Annotated in this window: 14 protein-coding genes; 9 read left to right on the forward strand and 5 right to left on the reverse strand. The window is 59.4% G+C overall.

Translation table 11 applies throughout. From position 1 onward, the window contains the following. Positions 1–46 precede the first annotated feature (46 nt). From DV711_RS17020 to phoU, 4 genes are all read left to right on the forward strand, one after another. Positions 47–2,338, forward strand: a complete 2,292-nt coding sequence (locus DV711_RS17020; protein ID WP_114696935.1) for an ABC transporter permease subunit — start codon at positions 47–49, stop codon at positions 2,336–2,338. A 59-nt stretch (positions 2,339–2,397) separates the two neighbouring features. Next, positions 2,398–4,089, forward strand: coding sequence for a phosphate ABC transporter permease PstA (gene pstA / locus DV711_RS17025; protein WP_114696936.1), 1,692 nt, complete (start codon positions 2,398–2,400; stop codon positions 4,087–4,089). 29 nt (positions 4,090–4,118) lie between these two features. Continuing rightward, positions 4,119–4,997 (forward strand): phosphate ABC transporter ATP-binding protein PstB, encoded by an 879-nt coding sequence (pstB, locus tag DV711_RS17030; protein ID WP_114696937.1) that lies wholly within the window; start codon positions 4,119–4,121, stop codon positions 4,995–4,997. 110 nt (positions 4,998–5,107) lie between these two features. Beyond that, on the forward strand, positions 5,108–5,827 hold the full coding sequence (gene phoU / locus DV711_RS17035; RefSeq protein ID WP_114696938.1) for a phosphate signaling complex protein PhoU: 720 nt from the start codon (positions 5,108–5,110) through the stop codon (positions 5,825–5,827). 76 nt (positions 5,828–5,903) lie between these two features. Here phoU and DV711_RS17040 read toward each other — a convergent pair whose 3' ends face one another. Both DV711_RS17040 and DV711_RS17045 read right to left on the reverse strand, forming a co-directional pair. Next, positions 5,904–7,577, reverse strand: a complete 1,674-nt coding sequence (locus tag DV711_RS17040) for a formate--tetrahydrofolate ligase (RefSeq protein WP_114696939.1) — start codon at positions 7,575–7,577, stop codon at positions 5,904–5,906. A gap of 137 nt (positions 7,578–7,714) precedes the next feature. Further along, positions 7,715–7,990: an HU family DNA-binding protein gene (locus DV711_RS17045; protein ID WP_114696940.1), complete on the reverse strand. Its 276-nt coding sequence runs from the start codon at positions 7,988–7,990 to the stop codon at positions 7,715–7,717. A gap of 168 nt (positions 7,991–8,158) precedes the next feature. Here DV711_RS17045 and DV711_RS17050 point away from each other — a divergent pair, with 168 nt between their 5' ends. The 4 genes from DV711_RS17050 to phoR all read left to right on the forward strand — a co-directional run bounded on the left by DV711_RS17050 (position 8,159) and on the right by phoR (position 11,847). Beyond that, a complete protein-coding gene (locus DV711_RS17050; RefSeq protein ID WP_243633870.1) occupies positions 8,159–8,695 on the forward strand; it encodes a chorismate--pyruvate lyase family protein in 537 nt (178 codons plus the stop codon). A gap of 60 nt (positions 8,696–8,755) precedes the next feature. Next, positions 8,756–9,634 (forward strand): 4-hydroxybenzoate octaprenyltransferase, encoded by an 879-nt coding sequence (gene ubiA, locus DV711_RS17055; protein WP_114696942.1) that lies wholly within the window; start codon positions 8,756–8,758, stop codon positions 9,632–9,634. Positions 9,635–9,762: 128 nt separating this feature from the next. Beyond that, positions 9,763–10,455, forward strand: coding sequence for a phosphate regulon transcriptional regulator PhoB (gene phoB / locus DV711_RS17060; protein ID WP_114696943.1), 693 nt, complete (start codon positions 9,763–9,765; stop codon positions 10,453–10,455). A gap of 42 nt (positions 10,456–10,497) precedes the next feature. After that, positions 10,498–11,847: a phosphate regulon sensor histidine kinase PhoR gene (gene phoR, locus DV711_RS17065; RefSeq protein WP_114696944.1), complete on the forward strand. Its 1,350-nt coding sequence runs from the start codon at positions 10,498–10,500 to the stop codon at positions 11,845–11,847. 50 nt (positions 11,848–11,897) lie between these two features. Here phoR and cysZ read toward each other — a convergent pair whose 3' ends face one another. Both cysZ and DV711_RS17075 read right to left on the reverse strand, forming a co-directional pair. Beyond that, positions 11,898–12,686: a sulfate transporter CysZ gene (cysZ, locus tag DV711_RS17070; protein ID WP_114696945.1), complete on the reverse strand. Its 789-nt coding sequence runs from the start codon at positions 12,684–12,686 to the stop codon at positions 11,898–11,900. Between the two features lie 56 nt (positions 12,687–12,742). Next, positions 12,743–12,970 carry a hypothetical protein gene (locus DV711_RS17075; RefSeq protein WP_114696946.1) on the reverse strand — a complete coding sequence of 76 codons (228 nt, stop codon included), beginning with the start codon at positions 12,968–12,970 and terminating at the stop codon, positions 12,743–12,745. A gap of 203 nt (positions 12,971–13,173) precedes the next feature. On the opposite strand from DV711_RS17075, the gene DV711_RS17080 reads away from it, so the two are divergent. Next, on the forward strand, positions 13,174–14,112 hold the full coding sequence (locus tag DV711_RS17080) for an NADP-dependent oxidoreductase (protein WP_114696947.1): 939 nt from the start codon (positions 13,174–13,176) through the stop codon (positions 14,110–14,112). Between the two features lie 16 nt (positions 14,113–14,128). Here the strand turns inward: DV711_RS17080 and DV711_RS17085 are convergent, their stop codons facing one another. Beyond that, the gene (locus tag DV711_RS17085; protein ID WP_114696948.1) at positions 14,129–14,725 is read right to left on the reverse strand and encodes a YjaG family protein; all 597 of its coding nucleotides are present in this window, start codon (positions 14,723–14,725) and stop codon (positions 14,129–14,131) included. Positions 14,726–14,765: the final 40 nt, after the last annotated feature.

The following is a 14,765-nucleotide window of genomic DNA, read 5'->3' on the forward strand; positions in this document are numbered from 1 at the left end:
TACAGCTTGTCACAATTCTGTCATACCCCGGGGATAACCTACCGGCATGAAAAATACAGCCCCTCTCTCAGCCCCTGATCTGGACTTCGAAACGCCGGCAGCCAAGCGCTTACGCCGGTATCGTCGTTTCAAGGATCGCCTGGCGTCGGCCGTGGTCGGCGTTGGTGGTATCAGCGTCATCGTTGCGATTATGCTGATTTTTATCTACCTGCTTTATGAGGTCATGCCGCTCTTTCATGCTGCCGAGATCAAACCTTGGCAGCACGAGGGCGAAGAAGTGGTCCCTTACCAGCGACCCGGTGCCGATGCCGATACCTGGTATCTGACCGCTGAAGAACAGGCCGAGGTAGGTTTGCGGGTCGATGCGACCGGGCTGGCTTCTTTCTTTGATACCCGTACCGGTGAGGTTGGGCTGCAGCAAATGCTGGGTCAGACAGAGGCTGGGGCGGTGGCTTTTGCGTTGGGCTCCGAGTCTGAGCGGACCTTCGCGCTGGCCCATGCTGACGGCAACCTGACCTTCGCCAAACATCAGTACAAGGTCAGCTACCCCAACGATGTGCGGACTATTACGCCATCGATCGCCTATCCCTACGCCGATCAGGAGCTGGCGCTGGCGCCGGGTGTTGGCAACACTGAGTTGTTGGCCGTTCGTGATAGCGAAAACCAATTGATGGCGGCCGCTCTGGACGACCAGGGTCAGCTGTTCGTCAGTCGGTATAGCAAAGACGTCAACTTCATCACCGAAGAGGTGGAGATCAGTACCGATCATCTGCAGCTGGAGCTGCCGACCGAGAAGGTCGTTTCGTTGCTGATCAGCCCGGAAACCCGCTGGCTGTTTGTAGCCCGATCCGATGGCCTGGTGGTATCGGTCGATCTGCGTGATTTTGACGCACCCCAGATTCATGACGCGGTGCGTGTCAGCGATGCGACCATCACCCAAGCGCGTTTCCTGCTGGGCGGTAACTCATTGTTGGTGGCCGACAGTCAGGGCGTAACCCGCCAGCTGTTCCTGGTTCGCGACGATAGCAACAACTACGAGTTGAAAGAGATTCGTAGCTTCCGTGATTCGACCCCGTCCGAGATCGCCGAGGTGGCGATTGAACACCGTCGTAAGGGTTTTGTGGTCGCCGAAGGTAACGGACAGGTCAGTTTCTACAACTCCACCGCCGAAAACCTGGTGCTGAACGAGCAATTGTCCGACAGCGGTATCGCCTACCTGGCGATGACTCCACGGGCCAACGGTCTGCTGCTAGAGCAGGCTGACGGCAAGGTCAGCTTCTGGAAGGTCGAAAACGAACATCCGGAAGTGTCCTGGAGTTCGCTGTGGGAAGAGGTCTGGTACGAGGGCTACCAGGAGCCGGATTACATCTGGCAGTCGTCCGCGTCCAACGATGACTTCGAGCCCAAGTACTCTTTGGCACCGCTGTCGTTTGGTACCTTGAAGGCTGCATTTTACGCGATGCTGCTGGCCACGCCGCTGGCGATCTGCGGTGCGATCTACACCGCCTACTTCATGGCGCCGGCGATGCGCACCAAGATCAAGCCGTTTATCGAGCTGATGGAGGCACTGCCGACCGTTATCCTCGGTTTCCTGGCCGGTCTGTGGTTGGCGCCCTTTATCGAGAAACAACTGGCGACGGTGTTTACGTTGCTGTTGGTGGTGCCGATCGGGGTACTGGTGTTTGCCTACGGCTGGCATAACCTGCCCAAGAGCATCCGCCTGCGGGTCTCTGAGGGTTGGGATGTGGTCGTTATTATCCCGGTGGTGATCATTCTGGCCTGGCTCTGCCTACCCCTCAGCTCCGGTGTCGAACAGGTTCTGTTTGATGGCGACATGCGCGGCTACATCACCCGTGATCTAGGGATCACCTTTGACCAGCGCAACGCGCTAGTGGTTGGCCTGGCGATGGGCTTCGCGGTGATTCCGACGATCTTCTCGATCACCGAGGACGCCATCTTCAGCGTGCCCAAGTCGCTCAGTAACGGTTCACTGGCACTGGGTGCGACGCCGTGGCAAACCCTGCAGCGTGTGGTTCTGCCCACCGCCAGCCCGGGTATCTTCTCGGCGGTGATGATCGGTATGGGACGTGCGGTTGGTGAAACCATGATCGTACTGATGGCAACCGGTAACACTCCGATTATGGATCTGAACATTTTCGAAGGCATGCGTACCCTGGCGGCCAACATCGCGGTCGAGATGCCGGAGTCCGAAGTGGGTAGTTCGCACTTCCGAATCCTGTTCCTGGCGGCGTTGGTGCTGTTCGCGTTCACCTTTGTGGTCAACACCCTGGCGGAACTGATCCGTCAACGGTTGCGCCGCAAGTACGGATCCCTGTGATGACCAGCGGCCCGCTCGGTCGAGCGGGCTACTGTTGAACGGATAAGAGATAAGCGTTGATGAATATTTCCGTTAAAGAGTGGTTCAAGTCGGGAGCGCCCTGGGTCTGGTTGACCGGCGGTGCGGTAGCCTTGAACGTCATTATGGTGGCAGGTCTGCTGGCGCTGATCGCCGTGCGGGGACTGGGCCACTTCTGGCCGGCCGATGTCCTGCAGGCTGACTATATCGAGTCGGACGGGAGCCGGGTGGTGGTGATCGGTGAGATCGCCGATAGCGAAGATGTGCCGGCGATCCAGATGCGTGAAGCGGGCCTTGAAGTAGCCGAAGGCGTCGAAACCGTTCGTCGTGATCTGCTCAAGGTCGGTAACCGCGACCTGTTGGGCAGCGACTTCCGCTGGGTGACCGAAACTGGTCTGCAAGAGATCGAGCATCCGCCGCACCTGTTCGTGGCCGAGCGCCGCGAGTGGGGTAACTTCTACGGTTTCCTGCGTCAGGTGAAGCAAGCGGGCGAGCTGGTTGGGGAATACAAAGTCGGTGACGCCGATGCTGCCTACGATCAGCTCTATGCTGAGCTGGAGCAGCGCCTGGATCGGGCCCTGGATATCCACGACCAGATCAAAGATATCGAAAAGCACGAGATCGGCGCAATCAATGCCACCCTCGAGCGCCTGCGTCTGCGTGAGCGCAGCCTGGAGCTGAAGGGGCAACTGACTGCGGCTGATCAGGCTGATATTGCCGCGTCCCGCGCCGAGCAGGATGAGTCCTATAAGAGTTTGCAGGCGCGACTGGAAGAACTGTATCGGCAGATCGGGCGTGACTCGCTGGTGGCCGAAGTTTCTGATGGTCAGGTCGTCGAGATCGAGCTGAGCAAAGTGGTTCAGGTTTTCCGTCCCAACGCCATGGGCGTGGGCACCAAGCTGGGCTTCTACTTCGGCCAGATCTGGGCCTTTATGACCGACGAGCCCCGTGAAGCCAACACCGAAGGCGGTGTGTTCCCGGCGATCTTCGGCACCGTGATGATGGTACTGCTGATGTCGATCCTGGTGACGCCGTTCGGGGTCGTCGCTGCGGTCTACCTGCGCGAATACGCCAAGCAGGGCACCATGACCCGACTGATCCGGATTGCGGTCAACAACCTGGCCGGTGTACCGTCGATCGTCTACGGTGTGTTTGGTCTGGGCTTCTTTATCTACTTCCTCGGCGGCAACATCGACCAGCTGTTCTTCCCCGAGGCACTGCCGGCGCCGACTTTCGGCACCCCGGGGCTGATGTGGGCCTCGCTGACCCTGGCGCTGCTGACCCTGCCGGTGGTGATCGTGGCGACCGAAGAGGGCCTGTCCCGGATCCCCCGTTCGATCCGTGAGGGCTCGCTGGCACTGGGCGCGACCAAGGCCGAGACCCTGTGGAAAGTGGTTCTGCCGATGGCCAGTCCGGCGATGATGACCGGCGTGATACTGGCCGTGGCTCGTGCCGCCGGTGAGGTGGCGCCGCTGATGCTGGTGGGCGTGGTCAAGCTGGCACCGTCGCTGCCGCTGGATGGCAACTACCCGTTCATCCACCTGGATCAGAAATTTATGCACCTGGGCTTCCATATCTACGACGTCGGTTTCCAGAGCCCCAACGTCGAAGCGGCACGGCCGCTGGTTTACGCCACCGCACTGTTGCTGGTGGTGGTGATCGCCCTGTTGAACCTGAGCGCAGTTGCGATCCGAAATCGCCTGCGGGAAAAATACAAAGCGCTTGAGCACTAGGCTTAAGAAGAGAGTGAGTGGTAACTGACATGACAACTTTACTGACACCGGAAACCGCCGCGGCTGAGCCGGCCGAGCGCCCAGAAGGCAAGTCCCACGGCATCGACATCAGCTCCATGGGCCGTACCCAGCCGAAGATGGACCTGGCCAACGAGACCATCGCGCTGCAGGTTCAGGACCTGAATCTGTACTACGGCGAGAAGCAGGCCCTGAACGGTATCAACCTGGATATCGCCAAGAACCGGGTAACCGCCTTTATCGGTCCGAGTGGCTGCGGTAAGTCGACCCTGCTGCGCTGCTTCAACCGGATGAACGATCTGGTCGATTTCTGCAATATCGAAGGTAAGATCCTGCTCGACGGCAACGATATCTACGAGCGTGGCGTCGAAGTGGCCGAGCTGCGTCGTCGGGTCGGGATGGTGTTCCAGAAGCCGAACCCGTTCCCGAAGAGCATCTACGAGAACGTCGCCTACGGTCTGCGGATTCAAGGGATCAACAAGAAGCGAATTTTGGACGAAACCGTCGAATGGGCACTGCGTTCCGCGGCACTCTGGGACGAGGTGAAGGACCGACTGCACGAAAGCGCCCTGGGTATGTCCGGTGGTCAGCAGCAGCGTCTGGTCATCGCCCGGACCATCGCGGTGAAGCCGGAGGTGTTGCTGCTGGACGAACCGGCTTCGGCGCTGGACCCGATCTCGACCCTGAAGATCGAGGAGCTGATCCACGAACTCAAGCGTGACTTCACCATCGTCATCGTTACCCATAACATGCAGCAGGCGGCTCGGGTGTCCGACTACACCGCCTTTATGTACATGGGCGACCTGATCGAGTTCGGCGGAACCGACGACCTGTTTACCACGCCGCAAAAGAAACAGACCGAGGACTACATCACCGGTCGTTACGGCTAAAAACCATCAGGCGCACGCCTTCGCAGGCAGGGCGTCGTTAAACAGGGCCTTACCCACGAAATCGCACTCCTGATGACTTTTTAGCGGGGTGCAAGTTTAGGATAAGAAAGATGGCATTCGATAAAGATGCACACACGGATCATATCTCGCAGCAGTTCAACGAAGAGCTGGAGACGATCAAGAGCCACCTGATGACCATGGGTGGTGTGGCTGAGACTCAGCTGAACCAGGCGCTGGATGCGCTGATCGAAGGTGACTCGGGCCTGGCCCAGCGGGCACTGAAGGCGGACGACCAGATCAACGACTGGGAAGTCGCTATTGAAGAGCAGTGCACCCGGATTATCGCCCGTCGTCAGCCGGCGGCTTCCGACCTGCGGATGATCGTGGCGATCAGCCGAGCGGTCAGCGACCTGGAGCTGATCGGTGATGAGTCGGCGGGTATTGCCAAGTATGCCTTGGCGCTGCTGGAAGAAGATTCCTCCCATCGCTCCTTCAACGAGATCCGTCAGATCGGAGATCTGGTGCGTGAGATGATCTCCCAGACCCTGACCGCCTTTGCCCGCTACGACATCAACATGGCCTACAAAGTGGCCAAGAAAGAGAAAGATGTCGACGAGGCATTCCAGACCGCGATGCGCTCGCTGGTGACCTATATGATGGAAGATCCGCGCTCGATCAGCCGGGTGCTGAATGTGATCTGGGTTCTGCGTAGCCTGGAGCGGATCGGCGACCTGACCCGCAATATCAGCCACCACCTGATCTATCTGGTCAAGGGCGTCAACGTCGCGCACAGCAGCCTGAAAGAGATCAAGAAGGCGGTTAAAGGCTAAACGGCCGGCTTGCCTGTAAGACAGAAAAAGGACCCATCAGGGTCCTTTTTTATTGGATCGAGAAAAACAGGCTTGCTTAGAACAGCCCCTCAATATCCCCGTTGTCGTTGACGTAGATATTATTCGCAGCCGGCACCCGCGGTAGCCCCGGCATCCGCATGATCTCGCCGCAGACCACCACCAGGAACTCGGCCCCGGCCGACAGTGACAGCTCGCGGATCGGCACCACATGGTTGTTGGGCGCCCCCATCAGCTTGGGATCGGTGGAGAAACTGTACTGGGTCTTGGCCATGCAGACCGGGAAGTGACCATAACCCTCCGCCTGGAACTGCTTGAACTGATTCCGCACCTTCATGTCGGCGGTGATGTCTTCGGCGCCGTACAGGTTGCGAGCGACCAGCTTGGCTTTATCCCACAGCGGCAGTTCGTCATCGTACAGGGTACGGAACTGTGACTGCTGATTGTCGACCAGCCCCGCTACCGCTTCGGCCAACTCGACCGCGCCGGCGCTGCCGTCGGCCCAGTGGTTACAGACGTAGGCTTTGACGCCGTGGCGTTCGGCGTAATCCTTGATCATCTCCAGCTCGGCTTCGCTATCGCCGCTGAAACGGTTGATACAGACCGTCGTCGGAATGCCGAACTGACCGAGGTTGCGGATATGACGACCGAGGTTGCTCAGCCCTTTCTTCAGTGCTTCGAGGTCTTCACCCTCGAGCTGATCCTTGGCCAGTCCGCCGTGCATCTTCAGTGCCCGAACGGTGGCGACCAGTACGCTGGCGTCGGGCGTCAGGCCACTCTTGCGGCATTTGATGTTGAAGAACTTCTCAGCCCCCAGGTCGGCGCCAAAACCAGCTTCGGTGACGACGTAGTCGGACAGCTTCAGGGCGGTCTTGGTGGCGATCACCGAGTTACAGCCGTGGGCGATGTTGGCGAACGGACCGCCGTGGATGAACACCGGGTTATGTTCCAGGGTCTGGACCAGGTTCGGTGCCAGGGCGTCCTTCAGCAGCGCGGTCATGGCGCCCGAAGCCTGGATCTGATCGGCGGTCACCGGCTGTTTGTCGCGGGTGTAGCCGATCACAATCCGGCTGAGCCGCTGCTGCAGGTCTTCGAGGTTTTCGGCCAGGCAGAAGATCGCCATCACTTCGGAGGCGACGCTGATATCGAAACCGCTTTCCATCGGGAAGCCGTTGCCGGGTCCACCGACGCCGGAGACGATGTGGCGCAGCTGGCGATCGTTCATATCCACCACCCGGCGCCAGCTGATCCGGCGCAGGTCGAGACGGATCTCGTTGGACCAGTGGATGTAGTTATCGATCAGTGCCGACAGCAGGTTGTGGGCGGCGCTGATCGCATGCATATCGCCGGTGAAGTGGAGGTTGATATCCTCCATCGGCACGACCTGGGCATAACCGCCACCGGCGGCGCCGCCCTTCATCCCGAAGCAGGGTCCCAGGCTGGGCTCGCGGATACAGGCGCTGGCCGATTTGCCGATCCGGTTGAGGCCATCGCACAGACCGATGGTGGTGGTGGTCTTGCCTTCGCCGGCAGGGGTCGGGCTGACGGCGGTGACCAGGATTAACTTGCCTTGCTTGTGTCCGTTGAGTTGATCGATATAGTCGAGATTGAGTTTGGCCTTGGTGTGGCCATAGGGCATCAGGTGTTGAGGCTCGATACCGAGCTTGGCGCCGATCTCTTGAATCGGTAACAGCTTGGCTTCACGAGCGATCTCGATATCAGATTTATGCATAGAATCCCCATAATGCAGAGAATGAAGGTACCGGCTAACCATAGCAGTGCAGCAAGCGGAAGAATTGATACAGGTAAAGCGAAGGCAAAAAAAAGAGCCCAGAGGGCTCTTTTAGGATTTGGAAACGGTGTCGGCCGTTAGGCGTTGACGGCGTCCTTGAGTGCCTTGCCGGGCTTGAAGCCGACGTTGTTGGCAGCGGCGATTTCGATGGTGGCGCCGGTCTGCGGGTTACGACCCTGACGGGCTGCACGATGACGCTGTTCGAAGGTGCCGAAACCAATCAGGCTGACGGACTCGCCGCGAGCCAGGGCATCGGTAATGCTGTCGGTGACAGCGTTCAGTGCTGCTTGCGCTTCAGTTTTGGTCAGGCCCGCCTCTTCTGCGATCTGGGCTACCAGTTCCGCTTTCTGCATGTTATCTCCTGGATTTCCGTTTTGAGAGCTGAGGGCCATTAAATCAGGCCCTGAGGCCGAAGGTAAAGCCATTTTTACCGTCATCGCGGGAGTTTCTTGAAACCATGGCCTAGATCAATCATGCTCTGCGCCTTTAGAGCCATTCTTACAGATCCAAGGTCCAGATTTTTGCCTTCCAACACCCTGTCACGACAGCCCTTATCGGTGCGCTGGCGCAGCTTTCGGCGTCACCCGAGCCTGCAGCTACCCCGCCGTTGGCGTGGCTGGCTGCTGGACAGTGGTTCGCTGACCGCGCGGCTGGTTGCCCTGTCCGAGGGCGACTTCCGGGTCGAAGTGGTGGACCAGGGTTGGGGCAGGCCGAACCTGTCGGAAGCCCGCGCGTTGCGGATCGATCCGCGCCTGAGAGTGCTGGTACGTGAGGTGCGTCTGATCGGTCGGGATCAGGCCTGGGTGCATGCCCGCAGTTTGATCCCGGCGACAACGCTGACCGGCCCCCATCGCAAGCTGGCGCATCTGGGGTCCCGCCCGCTGGGGGAAGTGCTGTTCCAGGATCCGAGCATGGAGCGCAGCCCGATTGAGACTGCGCTGGTGCCGCTTTACCGGGATAATCAGAAAGCCTGGGCCCGGCGCTCGGTGTTCCGGCTCGATGGCAAGCCGCTGCTGGTCAGCGAGGTTTTTCTCCCGCAGTTACTGGCGCTACAATAGCCCCCGACCAGCCATCCACCGCCAAGCGGCGGAAATTGCCCTGACTTTGGGAACTGCTTCATGACGCTATCGGACAGCCTGTTAAGCCCGGAAAAACTGCTCGGATACTCGCAACTGATGCGGTTGGAAAAGCCGATCGGTATCTATCTGCTGCTGTGGCCGACCCTCTGGGCACTCTGGGTGGCGGCCGAAGGCATTCCTGACGTCAAACTGCTGATCATCTTCTGCCTCGGCGTGGTGTTGATGCGTTCGGCCGGCTGCGTGATCAATGACTATGCTGATCGCAATCTGGATGGCCATGTCGAGCGGACCCGTAACCGGCCGTTGCCGGCTGGACGGGTAACCGAACGCGAAGCGTTGGGGCTGTTCGGGGTGCTTTGTCTGCTGGCCTTTGTGCTGGTGCTGTTTACCGATACGCAGACGGTGCTGTTGTCATTTGGTGGCGTGTTGCTGGCTGCGATCTACCCCTTTATGAAGCGCTATACTCACTTCCCGCAGCTGGTGCTGGGGGCCGCTTTCTCCTGGGCGGTGATCATGGCGTTCAGTGCCCAGAGCGGCGAGGTGCCGCGTCAGGCCTGGCTGATCTACGTGATCAACCTGCTCTGGACCGTGGCCTACGACACCATGTACGCGATGACGGACCGTGAAGATGACCTGAAGATCGGCATCAAATCCACCGCGGTACTGTTCGGCGATGCCGATAAGCTGATCGTCGGTGTGCTGCAGTTGCTGGTGCTGTTCGGGTTGCTGTTGCTGGGTGACCTGATGGGGCTGGGACTGGCGTTCTATGCCGGGGTCGCGGCCTGTGCGGGGCTGTTCGGCTACCAGCAGTACTTGATCCGTGATCGTGCACCCCAGGCCTGTTTTGTCGCCTTTCTGAACAACCATTGGGCCGGCAGTCTGATCTTTCTCGGCCTGTTTATCGACTACCTGATTTAATCCCTCCGAAAGAAGTAGGCCGATTCGGCGTCGATAGCCGAATCCCGGCGCCGCTGTAACCTGTCTGTCATAATTGGCGGGTGTAATAGTTCGGTAATTGTTCATTCATTTAAGGGAGAGAGGGGATCATGACGTTTAAGCGCGTACTGATCGTCGATGATGAAGCGCCGATCCGTGAGATGCTGACACTGGCGCTGGAGATGGCGGGATACGAGTGTCTGGAGGCGGATAATGCGCAGGCTGCATTATCGCAGGTGGTGGACGCGCGCCCCGATCTGATTCTGCTTGACTGGATGATGCCCGGTACCAGCGGTATCGAACTGGCACGGCGTTTAAAGAAGGACCCGTTGACCAGCGATATCCCGGTGATCATGTTGACGGCCAAGGGTGATGAAGACAATAAAGTGCAGGGCCTGGAAGCGGGTGCTGACGACTACATTACCAAGCCGTTCTCTCCCCGAGAATTGGTGGCTCGTCTAAAAGCCGTATTGCGACGCACCTCCCCGGAAGGCGAAGATGCGGTGGTCAAGGTCGATGGCTTGATGATGGATCCGGTCTCCCATCGGGTAACTGCCGAAGGCAAACCGTTGGATATGGGGCCGACCGAGTTTAAGCTGTTGAATTTCTTTATGACTCACCAAGATCGAGCGTTTTCACGCGGACAATTGCTCGATTATGTCTGGGGCGGTAATGTCTATGTGGAAGAGCGTACGGTTGATGTCCATATCCGTCGACTGCGTAAGGCGTTGGGTGACCAGTATGCGCCCTTGGTCCAGACCGTACGGGGCATGGGCTATCGCTTCTCCAGTCAGCATATCTGACGGCTTATATTTGCTGTCGTCACCACAAGGATGTAAGCAAGGGTGACCAATCCGGCTCAATCTCAATTCAAGCGGTTGTTCTTGATACTGCTGCTGGCGCTGTTGATCGGCCTGATGATCGGGTCGGTGGCCTGGGCACTGGTGGTGGTGTTGGCAGGCCTGCTGGTCTGGCAGTATCTGCAACTTTACCGACTGATGCAGTGGTTGCGGCACAGCTCCAGTCGCGAGGTCCCTGAAAGCCACGGCAGCTGGGGCGAACTGTTTGACGAGCTGTACCGGCTGTTGAACCGTCACCGCAAGGCCGAAGGTAAGCTGCGTGGCGTAATCGAGCGGGTGCAGGAGTCGACCTCGGCGCTGCGCGACGCGGTGATCATGGTCGACGGTAACGGCGACCTGGAGTGGTGGAACCGCTCCGCCAAACGACTGTTGGGATTCCGCCGTCCGGATGATCTGGGTCAGGCGATCACCAACCTGATCCGGGATCCGATCTTTGTCCGCTACCTCTACCAACGGGACTTCAGCGAACCGTTGGAACTCCCATCGCCAGTCGATAAGCGGATCCAGCTGCAGTTTATGGTGACCGAGTTTGGCCGCTCCGAGCTGTTGATGCTGGTTCGCGATGTGACCCGGATCAGTCAACTGGAGCGGATGCGGCAGGACTTCGTCGGCAACGCCTCCCATGAGTTGCGCACGCCACTGACGGTGATTCGCGGCTACCTGGAAACCCTGCAGGACCAGTTTGACGGTCAGCACCCGGGACTGTTGCGGGCGTTGCGGCAGATGGAGGGCCAGGCTAAACGGATGGATAATCTGGTGACCGACATGCTGACCCTGTCACGGCTGGAGACCACCGACGGAATGCTGGATGAGCTGCCGATCGATATCGGTCGGATGCTGCGCGAAGTCTGCAATGATGCCCGTCGCCTGGCTCCGGAGAAGCAGCAGCGGATCGAGCTGGAGCTGGACGAAGGTTATGTGTTGATGGGGCACGAGAAGGAGCTGCACAGTGCCTTCTCCAACCTGGCCACCAATGCAGTCAAGTACACCCCGGAGCAGGGTGAAGTGAAGATTCGCTGGTGGGTCGATAAGGACGGCGGTCACTACGAAGTCTGCGATAGCGGTATCGGTATCGAAACCCACCATCTGAAACGTCTGACCGAGCGCTTTTATCGAGTCGACGACGGCCGTTCAACCGCCGAAGGCGGTACCGGTCTGGGGCTGGCGATCGTCAAGCATGTGATGATTCGCCATCATGCCCAGCTGGAGGTGCAGAGTACGCCGGGCAAGGGCACCTGCTTCCGCTGTCATTTCCCTGCAGATCTGATCCGCCAGAACCAGCTCGACGAGCTTGAGGCCGATGACGACGGGGCCGATCTGGAGTCGTTGCACTAACTGCACCGCCCAGTCAGAAACCGCCCCGCCAAGATTGAGCTACCGAGCCCCTAACGCCGAGTGTCGGCCTCTGAATGGGGTAAGATCGGTTTTCCAGCGGCGCTGGGGGACGAGGTTGTCGTCGGCGCATATTCTTCGACCCAGAACAGGGTCGCGCCGATCACCGCCGCCGGCATCACCAGCAGGTTCAGCACCGGCACCATCATCGCGGCTGATACCAGCCCGCCAAAGCCCAGCGAACTCAGACGCTGGGTCTTCAGCAGTCGTTTCATCTCGCCGAAACGGACCCGGTTGTTGTCCATCGGGTAGTCGCAGTACTGGATCGCCATCATCCAGGCGCCGAACAGGATCCACAGAATAGGCCCGACCACCGGAATAAACAGCGCCAGCAACAGCACCAGCAGCCTTGGCAGGTAGTAAGCCCATTTGGCGGCTTCCCGGGCCAGCGCCCGGGGAATCGATGCCAGTAGTCCTTTCCAGCCCTCGTCCTGAATCGGCATCCCCCGCAGGCGCTGTTCGACTTTTTCGGACAAGATGCCGTTGAACGGGGCGGCGATAAAGTTGGCCATCATGCCGAAGCTGAAATAGACCACCACCAGCACCAGCAGGGCGAAAAACGGCCACACCAGCCAGTCGAGGAACGACAGCCAGTCGGGCACAAAGCCCATCCAGTAGTCGAGCCAGACCGAGAAGTATTCGCTCAGCAGGTAGATCGCCAGCGAGAACAGCAGTACGTTGATCAGCAACGGTAAGATGATGAATTGACGCAGACCAGGCTCGGTCAGCATCTTGGCGCCGCGCAGCAGATAGATTGCGCCGCGGAAAGGATTTCCAGCCATAAGGCCCTCCGATGAAGGGCCGACCGGTCAGATAGCGATGACGCTGTGGATGGCCCTTAGGCAACCATCCAGGAGTTGGCAAAGCGCAGAACGATGCCCATAAACATCAGGATGATGCCGATACGATTGACGATAAATTCACGATGGCTCAAAGCCATCTCAGCCTGCCAGAACATCAGCACCGCACGGTAGTCGGTTGTGCGCTTCAGGTAGAGGATGATAGAACTGGCAAAAACCGCAAAGCCGACAGCCAGCAAGGTGGATTCCAGAATATCCAAGACCATGGTAAAGCCCCTCGTAATCTCGATTATTATTGTCGGAGGTTGAAACGGCGATACTACTGAAAACCGGCTGGGCGGCATATGGGACGATCGGCTAAGGACAACGCGTAACTAGCCGCTCAAACCCAGTGGACGCACCATAGCCCGAAGGCTAGGGCCGTTCAAGCGATTAATGATGACAACTCTATGTATGAGGTGAATACGCCATGTTAGCGATCCGATTGCACCAGTTCGGCGGGGCCGAGCAGCTGCAGGCCGAGCAGCTTGAGTCACCGGCACCGGGGGCCGGAGAGGTTCTGATCGATCTTGTCTCGGCCGGGGTCAATCCGATCGATTGGAAAACCCGCGAGGGTGGCGGGGCGGCGCCATTTCAGGGGGAGCCGCCGTTGACCCTGGGCTGGGAGTGCGCCGGCACCGTCCACAGCCTGGGCGAAGGTGTTAGCGGTCTGGCGGTCGGGGATCGGGTCTGCGGGCTGCTGAACTTCCCCGAGCCGGGACGCTGCTACGCTGAGCAGACCCTGGCCAAGCAGGATCAGTTGGCACGGGTCGCTGATTCGATCGACCTAGTCGAATGCGGCGGCCTGCCGTTAGCCGGCTTAACCGCCTGGCAGGCACTGTTCGAGGCCGGCAAGCTGCAACCGGGTCAGCGGGTGCTGATCTTGGCTGCGGCCGGCGGTGTCGGCCACCTGGCGGTGCAACTGGCCAAATGGAAGGGCGCCGAGGTGATCGGCACCGCTTCGGCGGCCAATCACGAGTTTCTGCAGAAATTGGGCTGCGATCGGGTGATCGACTATCGCAACGAGGAGGTCACCGAACTGATCCGTGACGTAGATCTGATTCTCGACGGCATGGGTGGCCAGACCGGGGTCGATGTACTGGCTTGCCTGAAACCGGGTGGCGTATCGGTGACGCTGCCGTCGGTGACCGCCGCGCAGGTGATCGAGGCGGCCGAGGCTCGCGGCTGCGAGGCGCTGTCGGTTCGGGTCGCGCCCAACGGTGAGCAACTGGCCCAACTACTGGCGTTGGTTGAACAGGGAGCGCTGCGGCTGGCGGTGGATAAGATCGTGCCGCTACGCCAGGTGGCACAAGCCCATCAGCACAGCGAGAGCGGCCGGACTCGCGGCAAAATCATCCTGCGAGTCTAAGCCTTGCGTGACGGCGTCAGTCGAGGCTGATGCCGATATTGCTGACCCCGTCGTTGGCGGCTTGGGTGCGGATCTTGTCCAGCGTCGCCGCATCGGGGCTGGCTTTTTGCAGCAGTTGATCGATCAGGCTTTCCTGGAACTCCAGCTCCTGCTCGATCAGCTCGTGGGTGTTGATAAAGCGGACCAACTGCTCGTCGGAAAGCTCGGCATCGGCGATCAGCTCCAGGTAGGTCTCGATCCCCTGCAGTGACAGCTGGCTGGTCTGGCGCGCGTCCTGGTGGGATGCTTCGACCATCTGGTTGAGGGTGGTGATCAGCGCCACACAGGTGTCCAGCGCCGGGTAAACTCCGTACATGTCGAAGTCTTCCGGATCGGGAACGACCGCATCGACCTTCTCCATCTGGGTCTCGAAGTTGACCGCACCACAACGGTTGCACAGCCGATCCCAGATTTTGTCCAGCGCCGTGCGCAGGGTCTGGGTATTGCCGAACTCGGCTACCTGGGAAAACAACGCATAGTTGGGCAGCAGGCGCTCGCTGATTGCGGCGCAGAAGGCCGACAACTGCTGGTCATTGAGTTGCTTTAGTCGTGGGCTTGGCTGGTTAGCGTCCATCGGGCTCTCCGGTTCGGGTATCGCGCCGGCACAGCCGGAC

It is taken from the genome of Motiliproteus coralliicola, assembly GCF_003345655.1.
GTDB classification, from domain to species: domain Bacteria; phylum Pseudomonadota; class Gammaproteobacteria; order Pseudomonadales; family Balneatricaceae; genus Motiliproteus; species Motiliproteus coralliicola.

Excerpts from the sequence above, each read along its gene's own strand:
- DV711_RS17020 (WP_114696935.1), top strand. The coding sequence starts at position 47 with ATGAAAAATACAGCCCCTCTCTCAGCCCCTGATCTGGACTTCGAAACG.
- pstA (WP_114696936.1), top strand. The coding sequence starts at position 2,398 with ATGAATATTTCCGTTAAAGAGTGGTTCAAGTCGGGAGCGCCCTGGGTC.
- pstB (WP_114696937.1), top strand. The coding sequence starts at position 4,119 with ATGACAACTTTACTGACACCGGAAACCGCCGCGGCTGAGCCGGCCGAG.
- phoU (WP_114696938.1), top strand. The coding sequence starts at position 5,108 with ATGGCATTCGATAAAGATGCACACACGGATCATATCTCGCAGCAGTTC.
- DV711_RS17040 (WP_114696939.1), bottom strand. The coding sequence starts at position 7,577 with ATGCATAAATCTGATATCGAGATCGCTCGTGAAGCCAAGCTGTTACCG.
- DV711_RS17045 (WP_114696940.1), bottom strand. The coding sequence starts at position 7,990 with ATGCAGAAAGCGGAACTGGTAGCCCAGATCGCAGAAGAGGCGGGCCTG.
- ubiA (WP_114696942.1), top strand. The coding sequence starts at position 8,756 with ATGACGCTATCGGACAGCCTGTTAAGCCCGGAAAAACTGCTCGGATAC.
- phoB (WP_114696943.1), top strand. The coding sequence starts at position 9,763 with ATGACGTTTAAGCGCGTACTGATCGTCGATGATGAAGCGCCGATCCGT.
- cysZ (WP_114696945.1), bottom strand. The coding sequence starts at position 12,686 with ATGGCTGGAAATCCTTTCCGCGGCGCAATCTATCTGCTGCGCGGCGCC.
- DV711_RS17075 (WP_114696946.1), bottom strand. The coding sequence starts at position 12,970 with ATGGTCTTGGATATTCTGGAATCCACCTTGCTGGCTGTCGGCTTTGCG.
- DV711_RS17080 (WP_114696947.1), top strand. The coding sequence starts at position 13,174 with ATGTTAGCGATCCGATTGCACCAGTTCGGCGGGGCCGAGCAGCTGCAG.
- DV711_RS17085 (WP_114696948.1), bottom strand. The coding sequence starts at position 14,725 with ATGGACGCTAACCAGCCAAGCCCACGACTAAAGCAACTCAATGACCAG.